General features: G+C 60.3%; 17 protein-coding genes. 12 read left to right on the top strand and 5 right to left on the bottom strand.

Features of this window, described 5'->3' with window-relative positions:
* Positions 1 to 44 precede the first annotated feature (44 nt).
* From BLO50_RS08115 to BLO50_RS08100, 4 genes are all read left to right on the top strand, one after another.
* On the top strand, positions 45 to 803 hold the full coding sequence (locus tag BLO50_RS08115) for a substrate-binding periplasmic protein (RefSeq protein WP_090250810.1): 759 nt from the start codon (positions 45 to 47) through the stop codon (positions 801 to 803).
* Positions 804 to 871: 68 nt separating this feature from the next.
* Positions 872 to 1,117 (top strand): GlsB/YeaQ/YmgE family stress response membrane protein, encoded by a 246-nt coding sequence (locus BLO50_RS08110; RefSeq protein ID WP_090250808.1) that lies wholly within the window; start codon positions 872 to 874, stop codon positions 1,115 to 1,117.
* 34 nt (positions 1,118 to 1,151) lie between these two features.
* Complete coding sequence (locus BLO50_RS08105; RefSeq protein WP_090250805.1) at positions 1,152 to 1,685, top strand: DUF3299 domain-containing protein; 534 nt, start codon at positions 1,152 to 1,154, stop codon at positions 1,683 to 1,685.
* A 16-nt stretch (positions 1,686 to 1,701) separates the two neighbouring features.
* Positions 1,702 to 2,169, top strand: a complete 468-nt coding sequence (locus tag BLO50_RS08100) for an FAD/FMN-containing dehydrogenase (RefSeq protein ID WP_090250803.1) — start codon at positions 1,702 to 1,704, stop codon at positions 2,167 to 2,169.
* A gap of 17 nt (positions 2,170 to 2,186) precedes the next feature.
* Here the strand turns inward: BLO50_RS08100 and BLO50_RS08095 are convergent, their stop codons facing one another.
* From BLO50_RS08095 to BLO50_RS08085, 3 genes are all read right to left on the bottom strand, one after another.
* Positions 2,187 to 3,107 carry a D-hexose-6-phosphate mutarotase gene (locus BLO50_RS08095; protein ID WP_090250800.1) on the bottom strand — a complete coding sequence of 307 codons (921 nt, stop codon included), beginning with the start codon at positions 3,105 to 3,107 and terminating at the stop codon, positions 2,187 to 2,189.
* 109 nt (positions 3,108 to 3,216) lie between these two features.
* Positions 3,217 to 4,593 (bottom strand): TRAP transporter large permease, encoded by a 1,377-nt coding sequence (locus BLO50_RS08090; RefSeq protein ID WP_090250797.1) that lies wholly within the window; start codon positions 4,591 to 4,593, stop codon positions 3,217 to 3,219.
* Positions 4,586 to 5,131, bottom strand: a complete 546-nt coding sequence (locus tag BLO50_RS08085) for a TRAP transporter small permease subunit (RefSeq protein ID WP_090250795.1) — start codon at positions 5,129 to 5,131, stop codon at positions 4,586 to 4,588. The genes BLO50_RS08090 and BLO50_RS08085 overlap by 8 nt, the downstream gene beginning before the upstream one ends.
* 196 nt (positions 5,132 to 5,327) lie before the next feature.
* Between BLO50_RS08085 and BLO50_RS08080 the strand changes: the two genes are divergently transcribed.
* Positions 5,328 to 6,428 carry a TRAP transporter substrate-binding protein gene (locus BLO50_RS08080; protein ID WP_090250792.1) on the top strand — a complete coding sequence of 367 codons (1,101 nt, stop codon included), beginning with the start codon at positions 5,328 to 5,330 and terminating at the stop codon, positions 6,426 to 6,428.
* Between the two features lie 59 nt (positions 6,429 to 6,487).
* Here BLO50_RS08080 and BLO50_RS08075 read toward each other — a convergent pair whose 3' ends face one another.
* Positions 6,488 to 6,889: an acyl-CoA thioesterase gene (locus tag BLO50_RS08075; protein WP_090250791.1), complete on the bottom strand. Its 402-nt coding sequence runs from the start codon at positions 6,887 to 6,889 to the stop codon at positions 6,488 to 6,490.
* Between the two features lie 312 nt (positions 6,890 to 7,201).
* Between BLO50_RS08075 and BLO50_RS08070 the strand changes: the two genes are divergently transcribed.
* From BLO50_RS08070 to BLO50_RS08040, 7 genes are all read left to right on the top strand, one after another.
* Positions 7,202 to 8,170, top strand: coding sequence for a PstS family phosphate ABC transporter substrate-binding protein (locus BLO50_RS08070; RefSeq protein WP_090250788.1), 969 nt, complete (start codon positions 7,202 to 7,204; stop codon positions 8,168 to 8,170).
* Between the two features lie 183 nt (positions 8,171 to 8,353).
* Positions 8,354 to 10,639 carry an ABC transporter permease subunit gene (locus BLO50_RS08065; protein ID WP_090250786.1) on the top strand — a complete coding sequence of 762 codons (2,286 nt, stop codon included), beginning with the start codon at positions 8,354 to 8,356 and terminating at the stop codon, positions 10,637 to 10,639.
* A gap of 15 nt (positions 10,640 to 10,654) precedes the next feature.
* Complete coding sequence (gene pstA / locus BLO50_RS08060) at positions 10,655 to 12,331, top strand: phosphate ABC transporter permease PstA (protein WP_167354440.1); 1,677 nt, start codon at positions 10,655 to 10,657, stop codon at positions 12,329 to 12,331.
* 63 nt (positions 12,332 to 12,394) lie between these two features.
* Entirely contained in the window at positions 12,395 to 13,228 is an 834-nt protein-coding gene (gene pstB, locus BLO50_RS08055; protein WP_090250782.1) for a phosphate ABC transporter ATP-binding protein PstB, read from the top strand.
* Positions 13,229 to 13,281: 53 nt separating this feature from the next.
* The gene (gene phoU / locus BLO50_RS08050; protein WP_090250779.1) at positions 13,282 to 14,013 is read left to right on the top strand and encodes a phosphate signaling complex protein PhoU; all 732 of its coding nucleotides are present in this window, start codon (positions 13,282 to 13,284) and stop codon (positions 14,011 to 14,013) included.
* A 132-nt stretch (positions 14,014 to 14,145) separates the two neighbouring features.
* The gene (locus BLO50_RS08045) at positions 14,146 to 15,057 is read left to right on the top strand and encodes a response regulator (protein WP_090250777.1); all 912 of its coding nucleotides are present in this window, start codon (positions 14,146 to 14,148) and stop codon (positions 15,055 to 15,057) included.
* Positions 15,058 to 15,180: 123 nt separating this feature from the next.
* Positions 15,181 to 16,077, top strand: a complete 897-nt coding sequence (locus tag BLO50_RS08040; RefSeq protein WP_090250774.1) for a peptidoglycan DD-metalloendopeptidase family protein — start codon at positions 15,181 to 15,183, stop codon at positions 16,075 to 16,077.
* Positions 16,078 to 16,330: 253 nt separating this feature from the next.
* Here BLO50_RS08040 and BLO50_RS08035 read toward each other — a convergent pair whose 3' ends face one another.
* On the bottom strand, positions 16,331 to 17,671 hold the full coding sequence (locus tag BLO50_RS08035) for a hemolysin family protein (RefSeq protein WP_090250772.1): 1,341 nt from the start codon (positions 17,669 to 17,671) through the stop codon (positions 16,331 to 16,333).
* Between the last annotated feature and the right edge of the window lie 40 nt (positions 17,672 to 17,711).

Raw genomic sequence — 17,711 nt, 5'->3', positions numbered from 1 at the left:
GCTTTGTGACTAGGCTCTTGCGTAGAACACACAAGAGCCTAGTCATGAAGTGTCTACTGCTGTTGTCTCTATTCTTCCTGCCGTTATGCCATGCCGAACAGGTGTTGCGCGCCGATTACCGCGAGCGCCCGCCAGAGATGCAGGCCATCGACGCGCTGCCCGTTGGCCCGTTGATTGAGGTCTTGGATACGGCTGCGCAACGCGTCGGCGCGCGAATCGAATGGCGTTACGCGCCCTTCGTGCGCAGCCTGGAAGACCTCAAGTCCGGGCGGATTGATCTAGCTCCCCGTGTGTTGTTCACCGCCGAGCGCATGGACTACGTGCACTTTCTGCCGTCCATCGGCACCCAGCGCAAAAGCATCCGCTTTATCGTCAAGACCGTTCAGCAGGCCAGCCTGCGCAGCTATGCCGATCTGCAGGGCAAGGTGATCGGGGTCAAACGCGGCACCGCTTATTTCGATCAGTTCGACGGCGACAGTGCCCTGACAAAAAGCCTGGCCACCGACGACTACCTGCTGGCCGGGATGTTTCGTGCCGGGCGCCTGGATGTTATGGTGGTGCTGGATGCCGAAGCCATCGAGGCGCAGTTCCACAAGATTGGCTTCAGCGACTACAGCTATGCTGACTACCAGTACGAGCAATCCGTTGGTAACTATTACGGTGCCTCGAAGCGTCACTATCTGGGTGACAAAAAGACCCTCTACGAGCAGTTGGGGCAGACGCTGCGCGGCATGCGCGAGAGTGGCGAGATTGCCCGCATCTACCACCGCTACGGTGTCGTGCCACCCGAGACCGAAGAGTAGCGAACTGCCAGCATTTCCCGTGGTCAGATCAACGGTCGCAAATCCCACCGTCCACTGAGGAGGCTCGCATGAGCATTATTGGCATCATTTTTATCGGCTTGATCGTCGGTCTGATCGCGCGCTTTATCAAGCCGGGTAACGACAGCATGGGCTGGATCATGACCATCCTGCTGGGCGTCGGCGGCTCGATTGCTGCTACCTATGGCGGCCAGGCGCTGGGCATCTACAAGGTGGGGGAGTCCGCTGGTTTTATCGGTGCAGTAATCGGCGCGGTGGTGCTGCTGGTAATCTACGGCGCTGTTAAAAAGGGCTAAGGCCCTGTCACTTCGCTGCCCTGTGAGCCCACCGATGCGCTATCTGTTGTTACCTCTGCTGCTGCTCAGCACCCTGGCCTGTGCCGAACTGCCGGAAACCGATTGGCTGGAGCTGATGCCACCGGAAGACCGCCAGGCCCTGGAAGACATGCCCGAGATCAGCCACCAAGGCCTTGAGCAGGATAGCGGCTTCTATAACCCCGGTGGCCTCAAGCAGCAGGATCAGAACTTGCCGGCGGTGATGTATTCCACCAAAACCGTCGCCGCCTTCGATGGTAAGGCGGTGCGCCTGGGCGGCTATCCGGTGCCACTGGAAACCGACAGCAAGGGCCACAGCACACTGTTCTTCCTAGTTCCCTACCCCGGCGCCTGCATCCACGTCCCGCCGCCACCACCCAATCAACTGGTGCTGGTGCGCTACCCCAAAGGTATTGAGCTGGAAGACATCTACGCCCCGCTCTGGGTCAGCGGTACGCTGCAGATCGAACAGGTCAACAACGAGTTGGCGGATGCCGCATATGCCATGCAGGCGGATGTGGTGAGGGTGGTGACCGATGACGACCTATAAAGCCGGAGTGCGCACCATGAAAGCCGCTATTGCTCTGCTGTTGTGCCTGTTCTCCGCCACCAGCATGGCCCTGGAAACCGGTGAGCGTTTGGCGCCCTGGACCCTGCTCGATCAGCATGACCAGGCCTACACCTTGGACGATCAGCTGCAAGTATTGCTGGTAGCCCGCAGCATGGACGCCGCCAAACTCGTTGACGCCGCCCTGCAGGGCAAGCCCAACGGCTATCTGGAGCAGCGCCACACGGTGTTTCTCGCCGATATCAGCCGCATGCCGAGCATCATCGGCAAACTCTTCGCCATCCCCAAAATGCGCGACTACAACTACCGCGTCCTCCTCGACCGCGATGCCCGCATCGCACCCCGATACCCGGCGGACAATGCCAGCGTACTTTGGCTCGATCTGCGCCAGGGCCAGCTACAGGGGCAGCGCCGGTTTACCGATGCTACCGAGTTGGCGCAGGCGTTGGAGGCAGTAGGGCGCTAAGCACAACGCGTGTATGTCTATTCGTCAGGTTGTTCTCGTTCAGCTGGGTCAGCCCAGAGGGTGACCTCGAGCTGATGTTGCTCGCCCGGCGCCAGTACGCGGATGTCGTCCAGTACGTTGGCGTGTTCGATACACAGCATGCCGGTCCATGCGTCGGCGGCGAATTGCGAGAGGCGTTGCGCCTTGTCGATCCAGGGATTCCACAGTACGGCTGAGTTTGAGCCGCTGCTGTGCAGCTGGATGCGCCGCTGCCATGTGCGGTCGAGAATACTCAGCTGCGCTGGGGTGTCCAGGTAAATGCGGTCGGTCTCGCCACTGAACTGCAGCAGACCGTCCTGCTGGCATTGCTGCCAGTCTTCCAGGGTTTCGATATAGCGGCAGCCGTGCAGGCCTTCGACTGCGACGTTGCGGATATCGCTGACGGCAAAATAGCTGTGCAGCGCCTGGCTGATGGCCAGCGGCGTGTCGCCCAAATTGCGGCTGTTCAGCTGGATATGCAGGCGCTCATCCAGGCGAATGCTCAGGCGCAGTTCGGCGGCGTGGGGCCAGTCGGCCAGGGGCTGAGCTGCGCTGTTGTAGACGAACTCGATTTGGACGCCATCATCGCGGCTGTCGATGCCTTGCAGCTGCCAGTCGAGGTTACGCACCAGGCCGTGGGCGGGCGCATCGGCAGGCTGCAGATGCATGGCCTGCACCGTCTGCGGGTTGCGTTGCAGGCCGCCGAACCAAGGCCAGCACACCGGCACACCGCCGCGCACACCCTGGCCGCGCTTGTAGGCGGCTTGCTCGCTGAGCCAGATAAGCGGCGGCTGGTCATCTTCCTGGTAGCTGAGTACCTGCGCGCCTTGCTGGCTGATCAGCAGCTCGCGGGTTCCTACGCGCGCGCGCCAGCAGGTCAGTTCGTCCAGTTCAAGGCGTTCAACATGGGATCTGGCCATTGGCGTACTCATAGAAATAGGAATTTAAGAAGTCTATTGGAGCGCAGCTTGCGCGCAGAAAGCAAAACGCCCGTCTCTGGGACGGGCGCTTTGATGTTTTTCAGCCGTGTTACTTGCCGTATACCTGCTCCGGTAGCCAGGTGATCAGCCCCGGGAAGATATAGGCTATCACCAGCATCAGGATTTGCAGGAGGATAAACGGCACCACACCTTTATAGATGGTGCTGGTGGGCACCGAAAGCGGCGTGACCCCGCGCAAATAGAACAGCGCAAAGCCGAACGGCGGGGTGAGGAAGGACGTCTGCAGGTTCAGCGCGATCATCACGCCCAGCCATACCGGGTCCAACCCCATGGCCAGCAATACCGGGCCGACAATCGGCACCACCACGAAGGTGATCTCGATAAAGTCGAGGATAAAGCCGAGCAGGAAGATCACCACCATCACCAGGAAAAACGCGCCAAGCACGCCGCCAGGCAACTGGGCGAACACGTCCTCGATCATCGCCTCGCCGCCGAAGCCGCGGAACACCAGGGAGAACAGCGAGGCGCCAATCAGGATGAGGAACACCATGGCGCTGATTTCGGTGGTGCCGTAGGTCACTTCACGCAGCTGGCCGAAGTTCAGCTTGCCCTTGTAGAAGGCCAGCAGCATAGCGCCGACTGCACCGAGTGCGGCTGCTTCGGTCGGGGTGGCGTAACCGGCGAGGATCGAGCCGAGTACCGCGCCGATCAACAGCAGCGGCGGCACCAGGGCGTTGATCAGCTTGCCCCATTCGATCGGGCCCAGCTCTTCTTGCGGCAGTGCCGGCAATTTCTTCGGCTGGAAGATTGCCACCACGATGATGTAGACAATGTACAGACCGACCAGCATCAGGCCCGGAACCAGGGCGCCGACGAACAGGTCACCGACCGAGACGGTCTTTGGCGAGAAGATGCCCATCTTCAGCTGTGCCTGTTGGTAGGCGCTGGACATCACGTCGCCCAGCAGTACCAGCACGATGGACGGCGGAATGATCTGCCCCAGGGTGCCGGTGGCGGCCAGGGTGCCGGTGGCAATCGCCGGGTCATAACCGCGGCGCAGCATGGTTGGCAGGGCCAGCAGGCCCATGGTCACCACGGTGGCGCCAACGATACCGGTGGATGCCGCCAGCAGTGCGCCGACCACGCACACGGAAATCGCCAGACCGCCACGCAGCGTGCCGAACAGCCGCGACATGGACTCCAGCAAGTCTTCGGCGACCCTGGATTTCTCCAGCATCACGCCCATAAACACGAACAACGGCACCGCCAGCATGGTCTGGTTGTTCATGATGCCGAACAGCCGGTTAGGCAGGGCGCCCAGGTAGCCGGCATCAAAGGTGCCAGTGACGATACCGATACCGGCAAACAGCAGCGACACACCGCCCAGGGTGAAGGCCACCGGGTAGCCGGCCATGAGGGCCGCGCAGATGCTGATAAACAGCAGAATCGCCATCAACTCAGCCATGGTTCACCTCCGCGACTTGCAGGCGGCCGGTGAGGATATTGGCGAATTTGATCAAGTCGGAGATTCCTTGTAAGACCAGGCTGATCACCAGCACCAGAATGATGCTCTTCTGCAGGTAGACGAATTTCAGGCCGCCCGACTCGCTGGAGCCTTCCAGGGTCGACCAGGAGTTGCCGACGTAATCCCAGCTGCTCCAGCCGAGGTACAGGCACACCGGCAGCAAAAACAGCAAGGTGCCGAGGCTGTCGACCAGGGCTTTACGTTTGGGGCTGAACGTCTGATAGAAGATGTCCACGCGCACATGGCCGTTGCGTTGCAACACCCAGGCGGCCGCGCCCATGAATACCAGTGCGTGGGCGTACAGCACGGCTTCTTGCAGGGCGGTGGCGCCGATGCCGAAACCATAACGCAGGATCACCACGATGGCGGTGCCAAGTACCAGAAACAGCGTTAGCCAGGCGCAGGCTTTACCGAAATAGGCGTTGCCAGAGTCGATCAAACGAGCAAGGCCGAGTAACAGAGGAGGTTTGTCGGACATCATGAGTCCTTATGGTTATGGGCTTTGTGGGCAGGCAGGCCGGCGATTCTAGGCAGGCCTGTACGCATGCGGCAATGGCACTACAACTTTAGTCGTATCCGCTAGGCTTGAGAGTCACTTACCCCTATGTTACTCAGGCGCGGTGGGTCCGCAGCGATCCTGTGGTCAGACCACTACAACAATAAAGGAGCTTTGCATGAAACGTCGTCAAATTCTCGCAGCAGCAGGCGTAGGCCTTGCAGCCACGGCACTGGCCGGTTGCAAACAAGAGGCTGAAACCGCTGGTAAGCCCCAAGAAGGCGCGAGCAGCCAAACCTTCAACTGGAAAATGGTCACCTCCTGGCCGAAGAACTTCCCGGGTGTAGGCGTCGGTGCCGAGCGCTTTGCCAAGCTGGTTGAAGAAATGAGCAACGGCCGCTTGAAGGTCAAGGTCTATGCCGCAGGCGAGTTGGTGCCGGCGCTGGAAGTATTCGATGCAGTGAGCCGCGGCACCGCCGAAATGGGCCACGGCGCGCCTTATTACTGGAAAGGCAAAGTGCCAGCCGCCCAGTTCTTCTGCGCGCTGCCATTTGGCCCCAATGCCCAGGAAATGAATGCCTGGCTGCACAAGGGCGGCGGTATGCAGCTGTGGGAAGAAACCTACAAGCCGTTCGGCGTACTGCCGATGGCCTGCGGCGCGACGGGCGTGCAGACCGCCGGTTGGTTCAACAAGGAAATCAATGGCGTAGCCGACTTCCAGGGCTTGAAGATGCGTACCCCAGGCCTGGGTGGTGAAGTGCTGACCAAAATGGGCGGCACGGTGGTCAACATGCCGGCCGGTGAAATCTTCACTGCGCTGCAAACTGGTGCTATCGATGCCACCGAGTGGATCGGCCCATACAACGACCAGGCCCTGGGCCTGCACAAAGCCGCCAAGTACTACTACACCCCGGGCTGGCAAGAGCCGAACGTCACCTTCGAACTGGATATCAACATCAAGGCTTGGGAAACCCTGCCGGCTGATCTGCAGGCTATCGTCCGCGCCGCCGCTCGCGAAGTGAATGGCGACATGCTCGACGATTACAACGCGAAGAACATGGAAGCCCTGGAGCAGCTCAAAGGTGAGGGTGTGGAAGTACGCCGTCTGCCGGACGAAGTGCTGGCCAAACTCAAGGAAGTGGCCGCCGAAGTGGTCGATGCCAGCGCCGCCGCCGATCCGGTAGCGAGCAAGGTATGGGCGCAGCAGAAGGCTTATCTGCAGCGTCTGTACGACTACGCCGAGTTGAATGAGAAGGACATCTACAACATCCGCGGCTGATTCTTAGCGCACAGCAAAACGCCGGCTCATAGCCGGCGTTTTCGTTTCACCATCGGCAATCAGCGCCGCGCTGGCACCGGGCGCGTGCGACCGCTGCCGTCGATAGCGACGAAGACGAAGACTGCCTCGGTAACCTTGCGCCATTCGCTGGACAGCGGATCGTCGCTCCACACTTCAACCAGCATCTGAATCGAGCTGCGGCCCACTTCCACGGTTTGCGTGTAGAAGGACAGTTGCGCACCCACCGCCACCGGCACCAGAAAGGCCATGCGATCGATAGCCACGGTGGCTACTCGCCCGCCCGCAACCTTGCAGGCCATGGCCGTGCCGGCCAGGTCCATCTGCGATACCAGCCAGCCGCCGTAGATATCGCCAAAACCATTGGTTTCACGCGGCAGCGCGGTGATTTGCAAAGCCAGGTCGCCTTGCGGGATAGGGTCTTCCTGTTCGAAATCGTGCATCTATCTAGGCTCGCGGCGCGGTTGTTTTTATTGGCGCGGTGCGGGGCTTGGCGGTGGCGGCGAGTCAGGCTCTGCGGCTATCGCGGGTCGGCCCAGCAGACCCGCGGGAGTGCGGGCGCAGCGAGTATAGCGACTCAGCAGTCGCAGGGCGACCATGGCACTTGGCCGCCTGGGCGTTGCGCGTCAGTGCATCGACTGCGGCAAAATTTCAGCAGCGTTCATCTAACTGTCATATTGCATACATACAGTCGTCATGCGGCCTACAGATACTTGGCCCCGTTCAATCCAACACTAGTTTGCTAGGAGTAAGGCATGAAACTTAAGCGTTTGATGGCGGCCATGACTTTTGTCGCCGCTGGCGTGGCTACCGCCACTGCGGTTGCTGCTGTCGATCCGGCTCTGCCGAGCTACACCAAAACTTCCGGCGTATCGGGCAACCTGTCCAGCGTTGGTTCCGACTCCCTGGCCAACCTGATGACTCTGTGGGCTGAAGAGTTCAAAAAGGAATACCCGAACGTCAACATCCAGATCCAGGCCGCTGGTTCTTCTACCGCGCCGCCCGCTCTGACTGAAGGCACCGCTAGCATGGGCCCGATGAGCCGTGCAATGAAGGATGCCGAGATTCAGGCGTTCGAAGAGAAATACGGCTACAAGCCGACTGCCGTACCTGTGGCCATCGACGCCCTGGCGGTATTCGTGCACAAAGACAACCCGATCAAGTCCCTGGACATGGCTCAGGTTGACGCGATCTTCTCCAGCACTCGTCTGTGCGGTGGCGCTACCGATATCAAAACCTGGGGTGACCTGGGCATGACTGGCGAGTGGGCGGCCAAGCCGATCCAGCTGTTCGGTCGTAACTCGGTATCCGGCACTTACGGTTACTTCAAAGAAGAAGCCCTGTGCAAAGGTGATTTCAAGGCCAACGTCAACGAGCAGCCGGGTTCGGCCTCCGTGGTGCAGTCGATCTCCAGCACCATCAACGCCATCGGTTACTCGGGCATCGGCTACAAGACTTCCAGCGTGAAGACTGTGCCTCTGTCGAAGAAAGGCGGCGAAGCGTTTGACGCTAACGAAGCCAACGCCCTGGCTGGCAAGTTCCCGTTGGCTCGCTTCTTCTACGTTTACGTCAACAAGGCGCCGAACAAGCCGCTGAGCCCGCTGGACGCCGAGTTCGTCAAGCTGGTGCTGTCCAAGCAAGGCCAGGAAGTTGTCGTGAAGGACGGCTACATCCCACTGCCGAAGAAAGTCGTCGATAAAACCATGCAGGAACTGGGTCTGTAAGACCTGCCTGACTGGCAAGGACGCCTAAGTAAGTCGCACGCCCGCCTTCGTTTACGACAGGTGGGCGTTGCTTTGTCAAAGCGCTGTAACTTTTCTGTCACATGAAACGGCTAGAGTTATCGCCTTGTATAGCGACAGAAATCACTATGGCGCGCTCATGGCTGCGCAGAGACGCTCTTACCTATGAATGACTTGGCTAGTGAAACCATGACCGCCACATCTAAATCCCTCGGGCTGGACTTCAACACCCCGGCCCTGCAGCGCAAGCGGCGTATGCGCGCGCTGAAAGATCGTTTTGCCCGCTGGGCGGTATCCGTCGGCGGCCTGGCCGTGCTTGGCGCCATCACCCTGATTTTCTTCTACCTGGCCTACGTGGTGCTGCCGATGTTCCAGGGCGCTAGCCTGGAAACTCGCAAGCCAGTGCAGGTTGCCTGGTTGAATGAAGCAGCCGCGCCACTGCTGCTGACTCTTGAAGAACAGAACCAGATGGCAATGCGCCTGGACCAGAGCGGCAAGGTACAGTTCTTCGATGCGAAGAAGATGCAGCCGCTGAGCAGCGTGCAGCTGCCGATCCCAGCGGATGTGCGGATTGCTTCGGTCGGCCAGGACCAGCCGGGCAGTAACCGCGTTGCCCTGGGCCTGTCCAATGGCCAGGTGCTGGTGTTCCAGCATGTCTACAAGCTCAGCTACCCGAATGATGTGCAAACCATCACGCCGAGCATCGAATACCCGTTCGGCGAAGCGCCGATTAAGCTTGATCCTCAGGGTCGCGCGCTGGACCACATGGGCGTCAGCCTGAACAGCGGCACGCTGATGCTGGCGGGCTCCACCGGCACCGAGCTGCACGTGCTGAGCCTGGGCCGCGAGGAAAACATGATGACCGGCGAGGTGACCCTCAGCGAAGAGCGTGTTGCCCTGCCGCAGATCGCCGAGCCGATCAAGGCACTGATCATCGACCCACGCCACCTGTGGCTGTATGTGGTCAACGGCCGTGCCACCGCCGATGTCTTCGACATGCGCAGCAACAGCCTGAACGGTCGTTACAAGCTGTTGGAGGACGGCAAGCTGGAAGTCAGCAACGCCACTTCGCTGCTTGGCGGTATCTCGCTGATGATCGGCGACAGCAGCGGCGGCATCGCCCAGTGGTTTATGGTGCGCGAAGCAGACGGCAAGGCGGTACTGAAGTCGATCCGTAGCTTCCAACTGGCCGACAGCCCGATCATCCAGATTCTTCCGGAAGAGCGCCGTAAAGGCTTCTTCGCCCTGGATGCCAAAGGCAATCTGGGTATCTTCCACAGCACCGCACACCGCACTCTGCTGGTCGAGCCGGTGGCTGAAGGTCAGGCCCTGGCCGCCCTATCACCGCGTGCAAACCGCGTGCTGGTGGAAAGTGATGGTCAGCTGCAGCGCTTGATCGTCGACAACCCGCATCCGGAAATTTCCTGGAGCTCATTGTGGGGCAAGGTCTGGTATGAGAATTACGATGCGCCTGGCTATGTCTGGCAGTCGACCTCTGCCAGCACTGACAACGAACCTAAACTGAGCCTCGCGCCGCTGGCCTTCGGTACGCTGAAAGCGGCCTTCTACGCGATGCTTCTGGCCGCTCCGCTGGCGATTGCCGCCGCGATTTACACCGCCTACTTCATGGCTCCGGCCATGCGCCGCAAGGTCAAGCCGGTGATCGAGCTGATGGAAGCGTTGCCAACGGTGATTCTTGGCTTCTTCGCCGGGCTGTTCCTCGCACCTTATGTGGAGGGTCATCTGCCGGGCATCTTCAGCCTGCTGCTGTTCACCCCCATCGGCATTCTGCTGGCCGGGTACCTGTGGAGCCGCTTGCCGGAGTCGATTCGCCTGAGAGTGCCGGATGGTTGGGAGTCGGCGATGCTGATCCCAGTAATCTTGCTCATTGGCTATGTCTCGCTGGCCATGAGCGGCCATGTGGAGAACTGGCTGTTCGACGGCAACATGCGTATGTGGCTGAGCAATGACTTAGGCATTCCGTTCGACCAGCGCAACGCCCTGGTAGTCGGCCTGGCCATGGGTTTTGCGGTAATCCCGAACATCTATTCGATTGCCGAAGACGCTGTGTTCAGCGTGCCGAAGAGCCTGACCTTCGGTTCCCTGGCCCTCGGTGCCACGCCGTGGCAGACCCTGGCTCGGGTGGTGATTCTCACCGCCAGCCCAGGCATCTTCTCCGCGGTGATGATCGGCATGGGCCGCGCCGTTGGCGAAACCATGATCGTGCTGATGGCCACTGGTAACACCGCGATCATGGACATGAACATCTTTGAGGGCCTGCGCACCCTTGCCGCCAACGTGGCGGTGGAAATGCCCGAATCGGAAGTGGGTGGTACCCACTACCGCGTGCTGTTCCTTTCGGCGCTGGTGCTGCTCGGCTTCACCTTTGTCATGAACACCCTGGCGGAGCTGGTGCGCCAGCGTCTGCGCGTCAAGTACGCCTCGCTCTAAGGCTTGGGAAGGTATATGTCCGTGAAACAGAACAATCTGAAAGCCTGGTTCAAGAGCGGTTCGCCGTGGATCTGGATGAACGCCGGCGCGGTGTCGATCGCGGTGATCATGACCCTCGGTCTGCTGATGGTGATCGCCGTGCGCGGCCTCGGCCACTTCTGGCCGGCTGATATCGTTGAAGCCGACTACCAGATCCCTGGTCAGGAAGCCCGGGTGATGGCCGGCGAGATCACCCAGATCGAAGAAGTGCCACGTGCCCGTTTGGCCGCTTCCGGCTTGCCGGTGGAGGCTGAAGGCGGCGAGTTTATGACCCGCGAGCTGTTCAAAGTGGGTAACCGCGATGTGTATGGCGCGGACTTCACCTGGGTGGTCGGCGAGTGGCTGAGTAACCAGCGCACCCCGGAAAACCTCACGGCGCTGGAGCGTCGCGAGTGGGGCAACTTCTACGGTTACCTGGTCAACGTCAAGGAAGCCGGCGTGTTGGTCGCCGAGGGCGATGCCAGCTGGCCGGCGCTGCAGGAGCGTATTGAGCGTGTCGAGCAGTTGCACACTCAGCTGGTTCGCCTGGAGAAGAAGGACATCGGGCGGATCAACGCCGGCCTGGAGCGCATCCGTCTGCAAACCCGTAAGCTGGAACTGCAGGGCAAGCTGAATGATGTTGCGCAGGCCGAACTGGACGCCGAGCGCGCGCAGTGGGATGCCGAGTACAAGGTGCTGGAAACCGAGTTGATAGCCCTTAATCAGGCGTTCAATCGCGACAGCGTCACGCTGAAGACCGTTGATGGTCGCGAAGTGACCATCAGCATGGGCAAGGTGGTGCGCGCGTTCCAGCCGAATGCCATGGGCATGGGTGAAAAGCTCAGTTTCTACTTCGCCAAGCTGTGGGAATTCGTCAGCGACGACCCGCGTGAAGCCAACACTGAAGGTGGCATTTTCCCGGCGATTTTCGGCACCGTGATGATGACCCTGATCATGGCCGTGATCGTGACGCCGTTTGGCGTGGTGGCGGCCATCTACCTGCGTGAGTATGCCAAGCAGGGCCCGCTGACCCGGGTGATCCGTATCGCGGTAAACAACCTGGCGGGCGTTCCGGCCATCGTTTACGGGGTGTTCGGCCTGGGCTTCTTCGTCTACGTGCTGGGTGGCTCGCTCGACCGCATGTTCTTCCCCGAAGCCGCGCCGGCGCCGACCTTTGGTACGCCGGGCCTGCTCTGGGCTTCGCTGACCCTGGCGATCCTCACCCTGCCGGTGGTGATCGTGGCCACCGAAGAAGGTCTGGCGCGGATTCCGCGGGCCGTGCGTGAAGGCTCCCTGGCCCTTGGCGCAACCAAGGTGGAAACCCTCTGGCGCGTGGTGTTGCCAATGGCCAGCCCGGCCATGATGACCGGCCTGATTCTCGCCGTGGCCCGCGCCGCCGGTGAAGTGGCGCCGCTTATGCTGGTGGGGGTGGTCAAGCTGGCCCCGAGCCTGCCGGTGGATGGCAACTACCCGTACCTGCACCTTGATCAGAAGATCATGCACCTGGGCTTCCACATCTACGACGTCGGCTTCCAGAGCCCCAACGTTGAGGCCGCGCGGCCGCTGGTGTACGCCACTGCGCTGCTGCTGGTGTTGGTCATTGTGGTGCTGAACATGGCGGCGGTTTATATCCGTAACCACCTGCGCGAGAAGTACAAGGCGCTGGATCACTAATCATTGCGCCACGGCCCACTGGCCGTGGCGGCTTAACGAATTTGTTAGCGTAGGGAGCATCCCATGCAGCACGAAGCACACACACACGGTATCGACATGGCGGCCCTCGGCCGCGACCGCCAGGGCTTGAACATGGCCAACGAACGCGTGGCCATCGACGTACCGGGTTTGAACCTGTACTACGGCGAGAAGCAGGCGCTGTTCGACGTCAAGATGACTATCCCCAATCAGCGTGTGACGGCGTTTATCGGCCCGTCTGGTTGCGGTAAATCAACCCTGCTGCGCACCTTCAACCGGATGAATGATTTGGTTGACGGCTGCCGCGTAGAAGGCGAAATCAACCTCGACGGTAAGAACATCTACCGCAAAGGCGAAGACGTGGCTGAGCTGCGTCGCCGCGTCGGCATGGTGTTCCAGAAGCCCAACCCGTTCCCCAAGAGCATTTACGAGAACGTGGTCTACGGCCTGCGCATCCAGGGTATTAACCAGAAGCGCGTGCTCGATGAAGCCGTGGAGTGGGCACTGAAAAGCGCAGCACTGTGGGATGAGGTCAAAGACCGTCTGCACGAGTCGGCTCTCGGCCTGTCCGGTGGTCAGCAGCAGCGTCTGGTGATCGCCCGCACCGTGGCAGTTCAGCCTGAAGTGCTGCTGCTTGACGAACCCTGCTCGGCGCTCGACCCGATCTCCACGCTGAAAGTCGAAGAGCTGATCTACGAACTGAAATCCAAGTACACCATCGTCATCGTTACCCACAACATGCAGCAGGCTGCGCGGGTATCGGACTACACGGCGTTTATGTACATGGGCAAACTGATCGAGTTCGGTGATACCGATACGCTGTTCACCAACCCGGACAAGAAGCAGACAGAGGACTACATCACCGGTCGTTACGGCTGATGGCAAGCCCATCCTAAGCAGAGACGTTATTCGGTTAATTCAAGGGTTTGCACATGATCAACAAAGAAAACCTTACCCAGCACATCTCCCAGCAGTTCAACGTCGAGCTGGAGGAGGTGCGCAGCCACCTGCTGGCGATGGGCGGCCTGGTCGAGAAGCAGGTTAACGACGCCGTCACCGCACTGATTGACGCCGACTCCGGTCTGGCCCAGCAGGTGCGCGAGATCGATGACCAGATCAACCAGATGGAACGCAATATCGACGAAGAATGCGTGCGCATTCTGGCGCGTCGTCAGCCAGCTGCGTCCGACCTGCGCCTGATCATCAGCATCTCCAAATCGGTGATCGATCTCGAGCGTATCGGCGACGAAGCCACCAAAATCGCCAAGCGGGCGATCTTGTTGTGCGAAGAAGGTGAAGCGCCGCGTGGCTACGTGGAAGTGCGTCATATCGGCGACCAAGTGCGCAAGATGGTGCAAGAGTCGTTGGATGCCTTTGCCCGTTTTGACGCTGACCTGGCGTTGTCTGTGGCGCAGTACGACAAGACCGTTGACCGCGAATACAAGACCGCTCTGCGTGAGCTGGTCACTTATATGATGGAAGACCCACGTTCGATCGCGCGTGTGCTCAACATCATCTGGGCGCTGCGTTCGCTGGAGCGCATCGGCGACCACGCCCGTAATATCGCCGAGCTGGTGATCTACCTGGTGCGCGGCACCGATGTGAAACACATCGGCCTGACCCGCATGCAGGAAGAAGTGCAGGGCACCAAGAAGGACGGCTGAGTCGGTTGTTGCGGGCAGTGAACGCACTGCCCGATGGCCAAGATGCACCTGATCGCGACATTGGGTGCATTTCGGTTGGCCTTTGGCCAGTAGCCGTGACTATGCTTATGGCCATCAGAACAGGAGTGGCCGATGAGCAAAGTCAGCGTGCTGGTAGTGGACGACGCAACCTTTATCCGTGATTTGGTGAAAAAGGGTTTGCGCGATCACTTTCCAGGTATCCAGATCGAGGAAGCCGTGAACGGGCGCAAAGCCCTGCAGATGCTGACGCGTCAGCCGGTTGACCTGATTCTGTGCGACTGGGAAATGCCGGAAATGTCCGGCCTGGAGCTGCTCACCTGGTGCCGCGAGCAAGATGCTCTGAAGATCGTCCCGTTTATCATGGTCACCAGTCGCGGTGACAAAGAGAACGTGGTGCAGGCGATTCAAGCTGGCGTTTCTGATTTCATCGGTAAGCCCTTTTCCAACGAGCAGCTGATCACCAAGGTGAAGAAGGCCCTGAGCCGGGCTGGCAAGTTGCAGGCATTGGTGTCCAGTGCCCCCCCGAAAATGCTCAGCAGCGGTGCTTTCGCCAACGATTCGTTGTCTGCGCTGACTGGCGGTAAAGCCGATACCGTCAAACCCGCCGCTGGGCCCGCCGTGCAAGCCGCTGCTGCCTTTGCCAGCAAACCCGCCGGCAAGGCACCGGCTACCAGCGCACCCAGCGGGCGCGGGCAGGGTCAACTGCGGTTACCCGGTGGCGCCACCATGTCCTGCGTGATCAAGGCCCTGAGCCTCAAGGAAGCACTGTTGGTGGTTAAACGCACCGAGGAGCTGCCGCAGGTGCTCGACAGTGCGGTGCTAGATCTGGAGCAGGGCGACGCGGCGGAAACCGCTCGGCTCAACGGCTACTTGCATGCCGTGGCGGCCTTCGAGCCGAAGCCAGACAGCGAGTGGCTGCAACTGACCTTCAGATTCGTCGACCGCGACCCGCAGAAGCTCGACTACATCTCCCGGCTGATCGCCCGGGGAACTGCGCAGAAGCATTTCAGCCCCGGCGCCTGAGCACAGGCCACGCCGCCGGTGCATGCGAGATGGCTCACAACCCTGGCGCGCCGGTTCGCGTCGCATGGGTTCGGCTGCTAATCTGATTGGCCCGGACAGACAAATCATAAGATCCGAGTCGTTATGCTAGGGCGTCTGATACTTCTCTGCAGTTTGTTGACCCTTGCCGGCCAGGCAGCGGCGTTGACTATTTACAAGTACACCGATGCTAACGGCGTGGTCACCTATACCGACCAGGCCGCGCCCGGTGCCCAGGTGTTCGTGTTTCGCGACCGTATGGTTGAGCGCCTGGACAATCAGGTAAAGCTGGAGACCAAGAAACACGAGGCCGGTGAAACCCTGTTGGTGCGCAACGACCTGCACGCCCCGGTGCAGATTGAACTGCGCCTGGAAGCTACGGATAACGTCTCCGGCGTGCCGGAAAAGCCGATTAGCTGGGTATTACCGCCGCGCAGCAATATCCGTTTGGCCACCCTGGCCCCGCGTGATGCCAGCAAACCTATGCGGTATACCCCCAAGTTGCGTTATGCGATGGGCGACCCGCGTCTGCTGCCGACGCAGAAAAGCTACCCACTGCCTTGGCGTGGAGGGCCGTTCCGTCTGACTCAAGGGGCCAACGGCCAGTACAGCCACTTCACCCCCAAAGGCCGTTACGCCATGGATATCGCCATGCCCGAGGGCACGCCGATTGTTGCGGCACGCGGTGGCATCGTGGTGAAAACCGAGAATCAGCAAAGTGGGCGCGGCAACAACCCGTCTGGCAACTATGTGCGCATTCTCCACGACGACGGCACCATGGGTGTTTACCTGCACTTGATGCAGGGGTCGGTGGCCGTCAGTGAAGGTGCTCGTGTGCGCGCTGGCAGCCTGCTCGCGCGTTCAGGCAACACGGGCAATAGCACCGGGCCGCACCTGCACTTCGTGGTGCAGCGCAACGTTGGCTTGGCGCTGGAGTCGATCCCGTTTAACTTCGCTCAGCCGGTCAACAGCCTGCCTAATTTCGCCGTCGGCGGCGAGTAAGAACCTGCTTACGATCTGCTGTGCTTCGGCCTTACTGCGTTAAAAACAGGCTCGGCAAGCCGCTTACAGCTAACGCGCTTTAGCGCGACCCGAATGGCGAGTGGAATGAGTAATGCTCGTGTACAAAAGCACACTCGCGTGCGAGCCCAGTCCGCTTCCTCGCTGTCTTAACCAGCCGAAGGCTGTTCCTAGGTAGCGCCGTGTAGGACTCTCGCTCGCAAGATCGTAAATACGTTCTACGGCAGTCGGTCCCTCAATCCAGCTTAAGCACCTTAGCCAGCACGATCTTCGGGCCTTTCATCTTTTTGACGATGATGCGCAGGCCATCGACTTCTAGTACTTCCTCTTCTTCAGGCATGCGCTTAAGGGTGTCGTAAATCAGCCCGGCGAGGGTTTCCGCTTCGACGTGATCGAGGTCGACGCCGAGCAGGCGTTCGACTTTGGCCAGTGGCGTGTCGCCGCGTACCAGCAGCTTGCCCGGCTGATAGGCGAGGATGCCGCGTTCGGCTTTGCGGTGTTCATCCTGAATGTCGCCCACCAGGGCTTCCAGTACGTCTTCCATGGTCAAGTAGCCGATTACCTTGCCGTCGGCTTCTTCGACTAAGGCGAAGTGCGAACCCCCCATGCGGAATTGTTCTAGCAGGCTGGACAGCGGCATGTGCCGGCCGACGCGTTCAACAGGGTGCATCAGGTCAGCCAGTTTCAGTGCCGAGGGCAGCATCTCCAGCAGCGACAGGTGCAGCAGCAAGTCCTTGATGTGCAATACGCCAACGTACTCGCCACTGATATCGTCGTAGATCGGGTAGCGGCTGTACTTGTGCCGACGAAACACGCTGAACACTTCATCCAATGCGGCTGTCAGCGGTAGCGACACCAGGTCCTCGCGGGAGTTGGCCCAGTCCACCACCTCCAGTTCGCCCAGCTCCACGGCCGAGGCCAGCACACGCATGTCCTGGTCGCTGGGGTCGCTGGCGCGGCTGGAATGGAGGATCAGCTTGAGTTCGTCGCGGCTGTAGTGGTGCTCATGATGCGGCCCCGGCTCGCCCTGGCCTGCCACGCGCAGAATGGCGTTGGCGCTGGCGTTGAGCAGAAAGATCGCCGGGTACATGGCCCAGTAGAACATGTACAGCGGCGCGGCCGTCCATAGCGACAGCAGCTCGGGTTTTCGGATGGCCCAGGACTTGGGTGCCAGCTCGCCGACCACGATATGCAGGTAGGAAATGATAAAGAACGCGGTAAAGAAGGCGATGCCATGTATCAGCTTCGGCGATTCGATACCGATACCCGCCAGCAGCGGTTCGAGCAGGTGGGCAAAGGCCGGTTCGCCGACCCAGCCGAGGCCGAGGGAAGCCAGGGTGATACCCAGCTGACAGGCTGAGAGGTAGGCGTCGAGCTGGTTGTGTACGGTGCGCAGAATATGCCCGCGCCAGCCATTTTTTTCCGCCAGGGCATCGACCTTGGTGGCGCGCAGTTTGACGATGGCGAACTCGGCGGCAACGAAGAAGCCGTTGAGCAGCACCAGAAACAGAGCGAATAGAACGAGGCCGAAATCGGCGAAATAGTTGCTGGCGACGTAACTCGTGGAGGGGTCCATAAAGGGTTCGGGTAGTGAATGACCGCTAAAGGGTGGGGGC

Source organism: Pseudomonas peli (assembly GCF_900099645.1).
Classification (GTDB): Bacteria; Pseudomonadota; Gammaproteobacteria; order Pseudomonadales; family Pseudomonadaceae; genus Aquipseudomonas; species Aquipseudomonas peli.
This window is presented reverse-complemented; position numbering and strand designations above follow the sequence as displayed.

Bases quoted from the DNA above. Each gene is read 5' to 3' on its own strand.
- pstA (WP_167354440.1), top strand. From the start codon at position 10,655: ATGTCCGTGAAACAGAACAATCTGAAAGCCTGGTTCAAGAGCGGTTCG.
- BLO50_RS08110 (WP_090250808.1), top strand. From the start codon at position 872: ATGAGCATTATTGGCATCATTTTTATCGGCTTGATCGTCGGTCTGATC.
- BLO50_RS08035 (WP_090250772.1), bottom strand. From the start codon at position 17,671: ATGGACCCCTCCACGAGTTACGTCGCCAGCAACTATTTCGCCGATTTC.
- BLO50_RS08085 (WP_090250795.1), bottom strand. From the start codon at position 5,131: ATGTCCGACAAACCTCCTCTGTTACTCGGCCTTGCTCGTTTGATCGAC.
- BLO50_RS08115 (WP_090250810.1), top strand. From the start codon at position 45: ATGAAGTGTCTACTGCTGTTGTCTCTATTCTTCCTGCCGTTATGCCAT.
- BLO50_RS08075 (WP_090250791.1), bottom strand. From the start codon at position 6,889: ATGCACGATTTCGAACAGGAAGACCCTATCCCGCAAGGCGACCTGGCT.
- BLO50_RS08080 (WP_090250792.1), top strand. From the start codon at position 5,328: ATGAAACGTCGTCAAATTCTCGCAGCAGCAGGCGTAGGCCTTGCAGCC.
- BLO50_RS08095 (WP_090250800.1), bottom strand. From the start codon at position 3,107: ATGGCCAGATCCCATGTTGAACGCCTTGAACTGGACGAACTGACCTGC.
- BLO50_RS08105 (WP_090250805.1), top strand. From the start codon at position 1,152: ATGCGCTATCTGTTGTTACCTCTGCTGCTGCTCAGCACCCTGGCCTGT.
- BLO50_RS08070 (WP_090250788.1), top strand. From the start codon at position 7,202: ATGAAACTTAAGCGTTTGATGGCGGCCATGACTTTTGTCGCCGCTGGC.
- BLO50_RS08100 (WP_090250803.1), top strand. From the start codon at position 1,702: ATGAAAGCCGCTATTGCTCTGCTGTTGTGCCTGTTCTCCGCCACCAGC.
- BLO50_RS08040 (WP_090250774.1), top strand. From the start codon at position 15,181: ATGCTAGGGCGTCTGATACTTCTCTGCAGTTTGTTGACCCTTGCCGGC.
- BLO50_RS08065 (WP_090250786.1), top strand. From the start codon at position 8,354: ATGAATGACTTGGCTAGTGAAACCATGACCGCCACATCTAAATCCCTC.
- pstB (WP_090250782.1), top strand. From the start codon at position 12,395: ATGCAGCACGAAGCACACACACACGGTATCGACATGGCGGCCCTCGGC.
- BLO50_RS08090 (WP_090250797.1), bottom strand. From the start codon at position 4,593: ATGGCTGAGTTGATGGCGATTCTGCTGTTTATCAGCATCTGCGCGGCC.
- phoU (WP_090250779.1), top strand. From the start codon at position 13,282: ATGATCAACAAAGAAAACCTTACCCAGCACATCTCCCAGCAGTTCAAC.
- BLO50_RS08045 (WP_090250777.1), top strand. From the start codon at position 14,146: ATGAGCAAAGTCAGCGTGCTGGTAGTGGACGACGCAACCTTTATCCGT.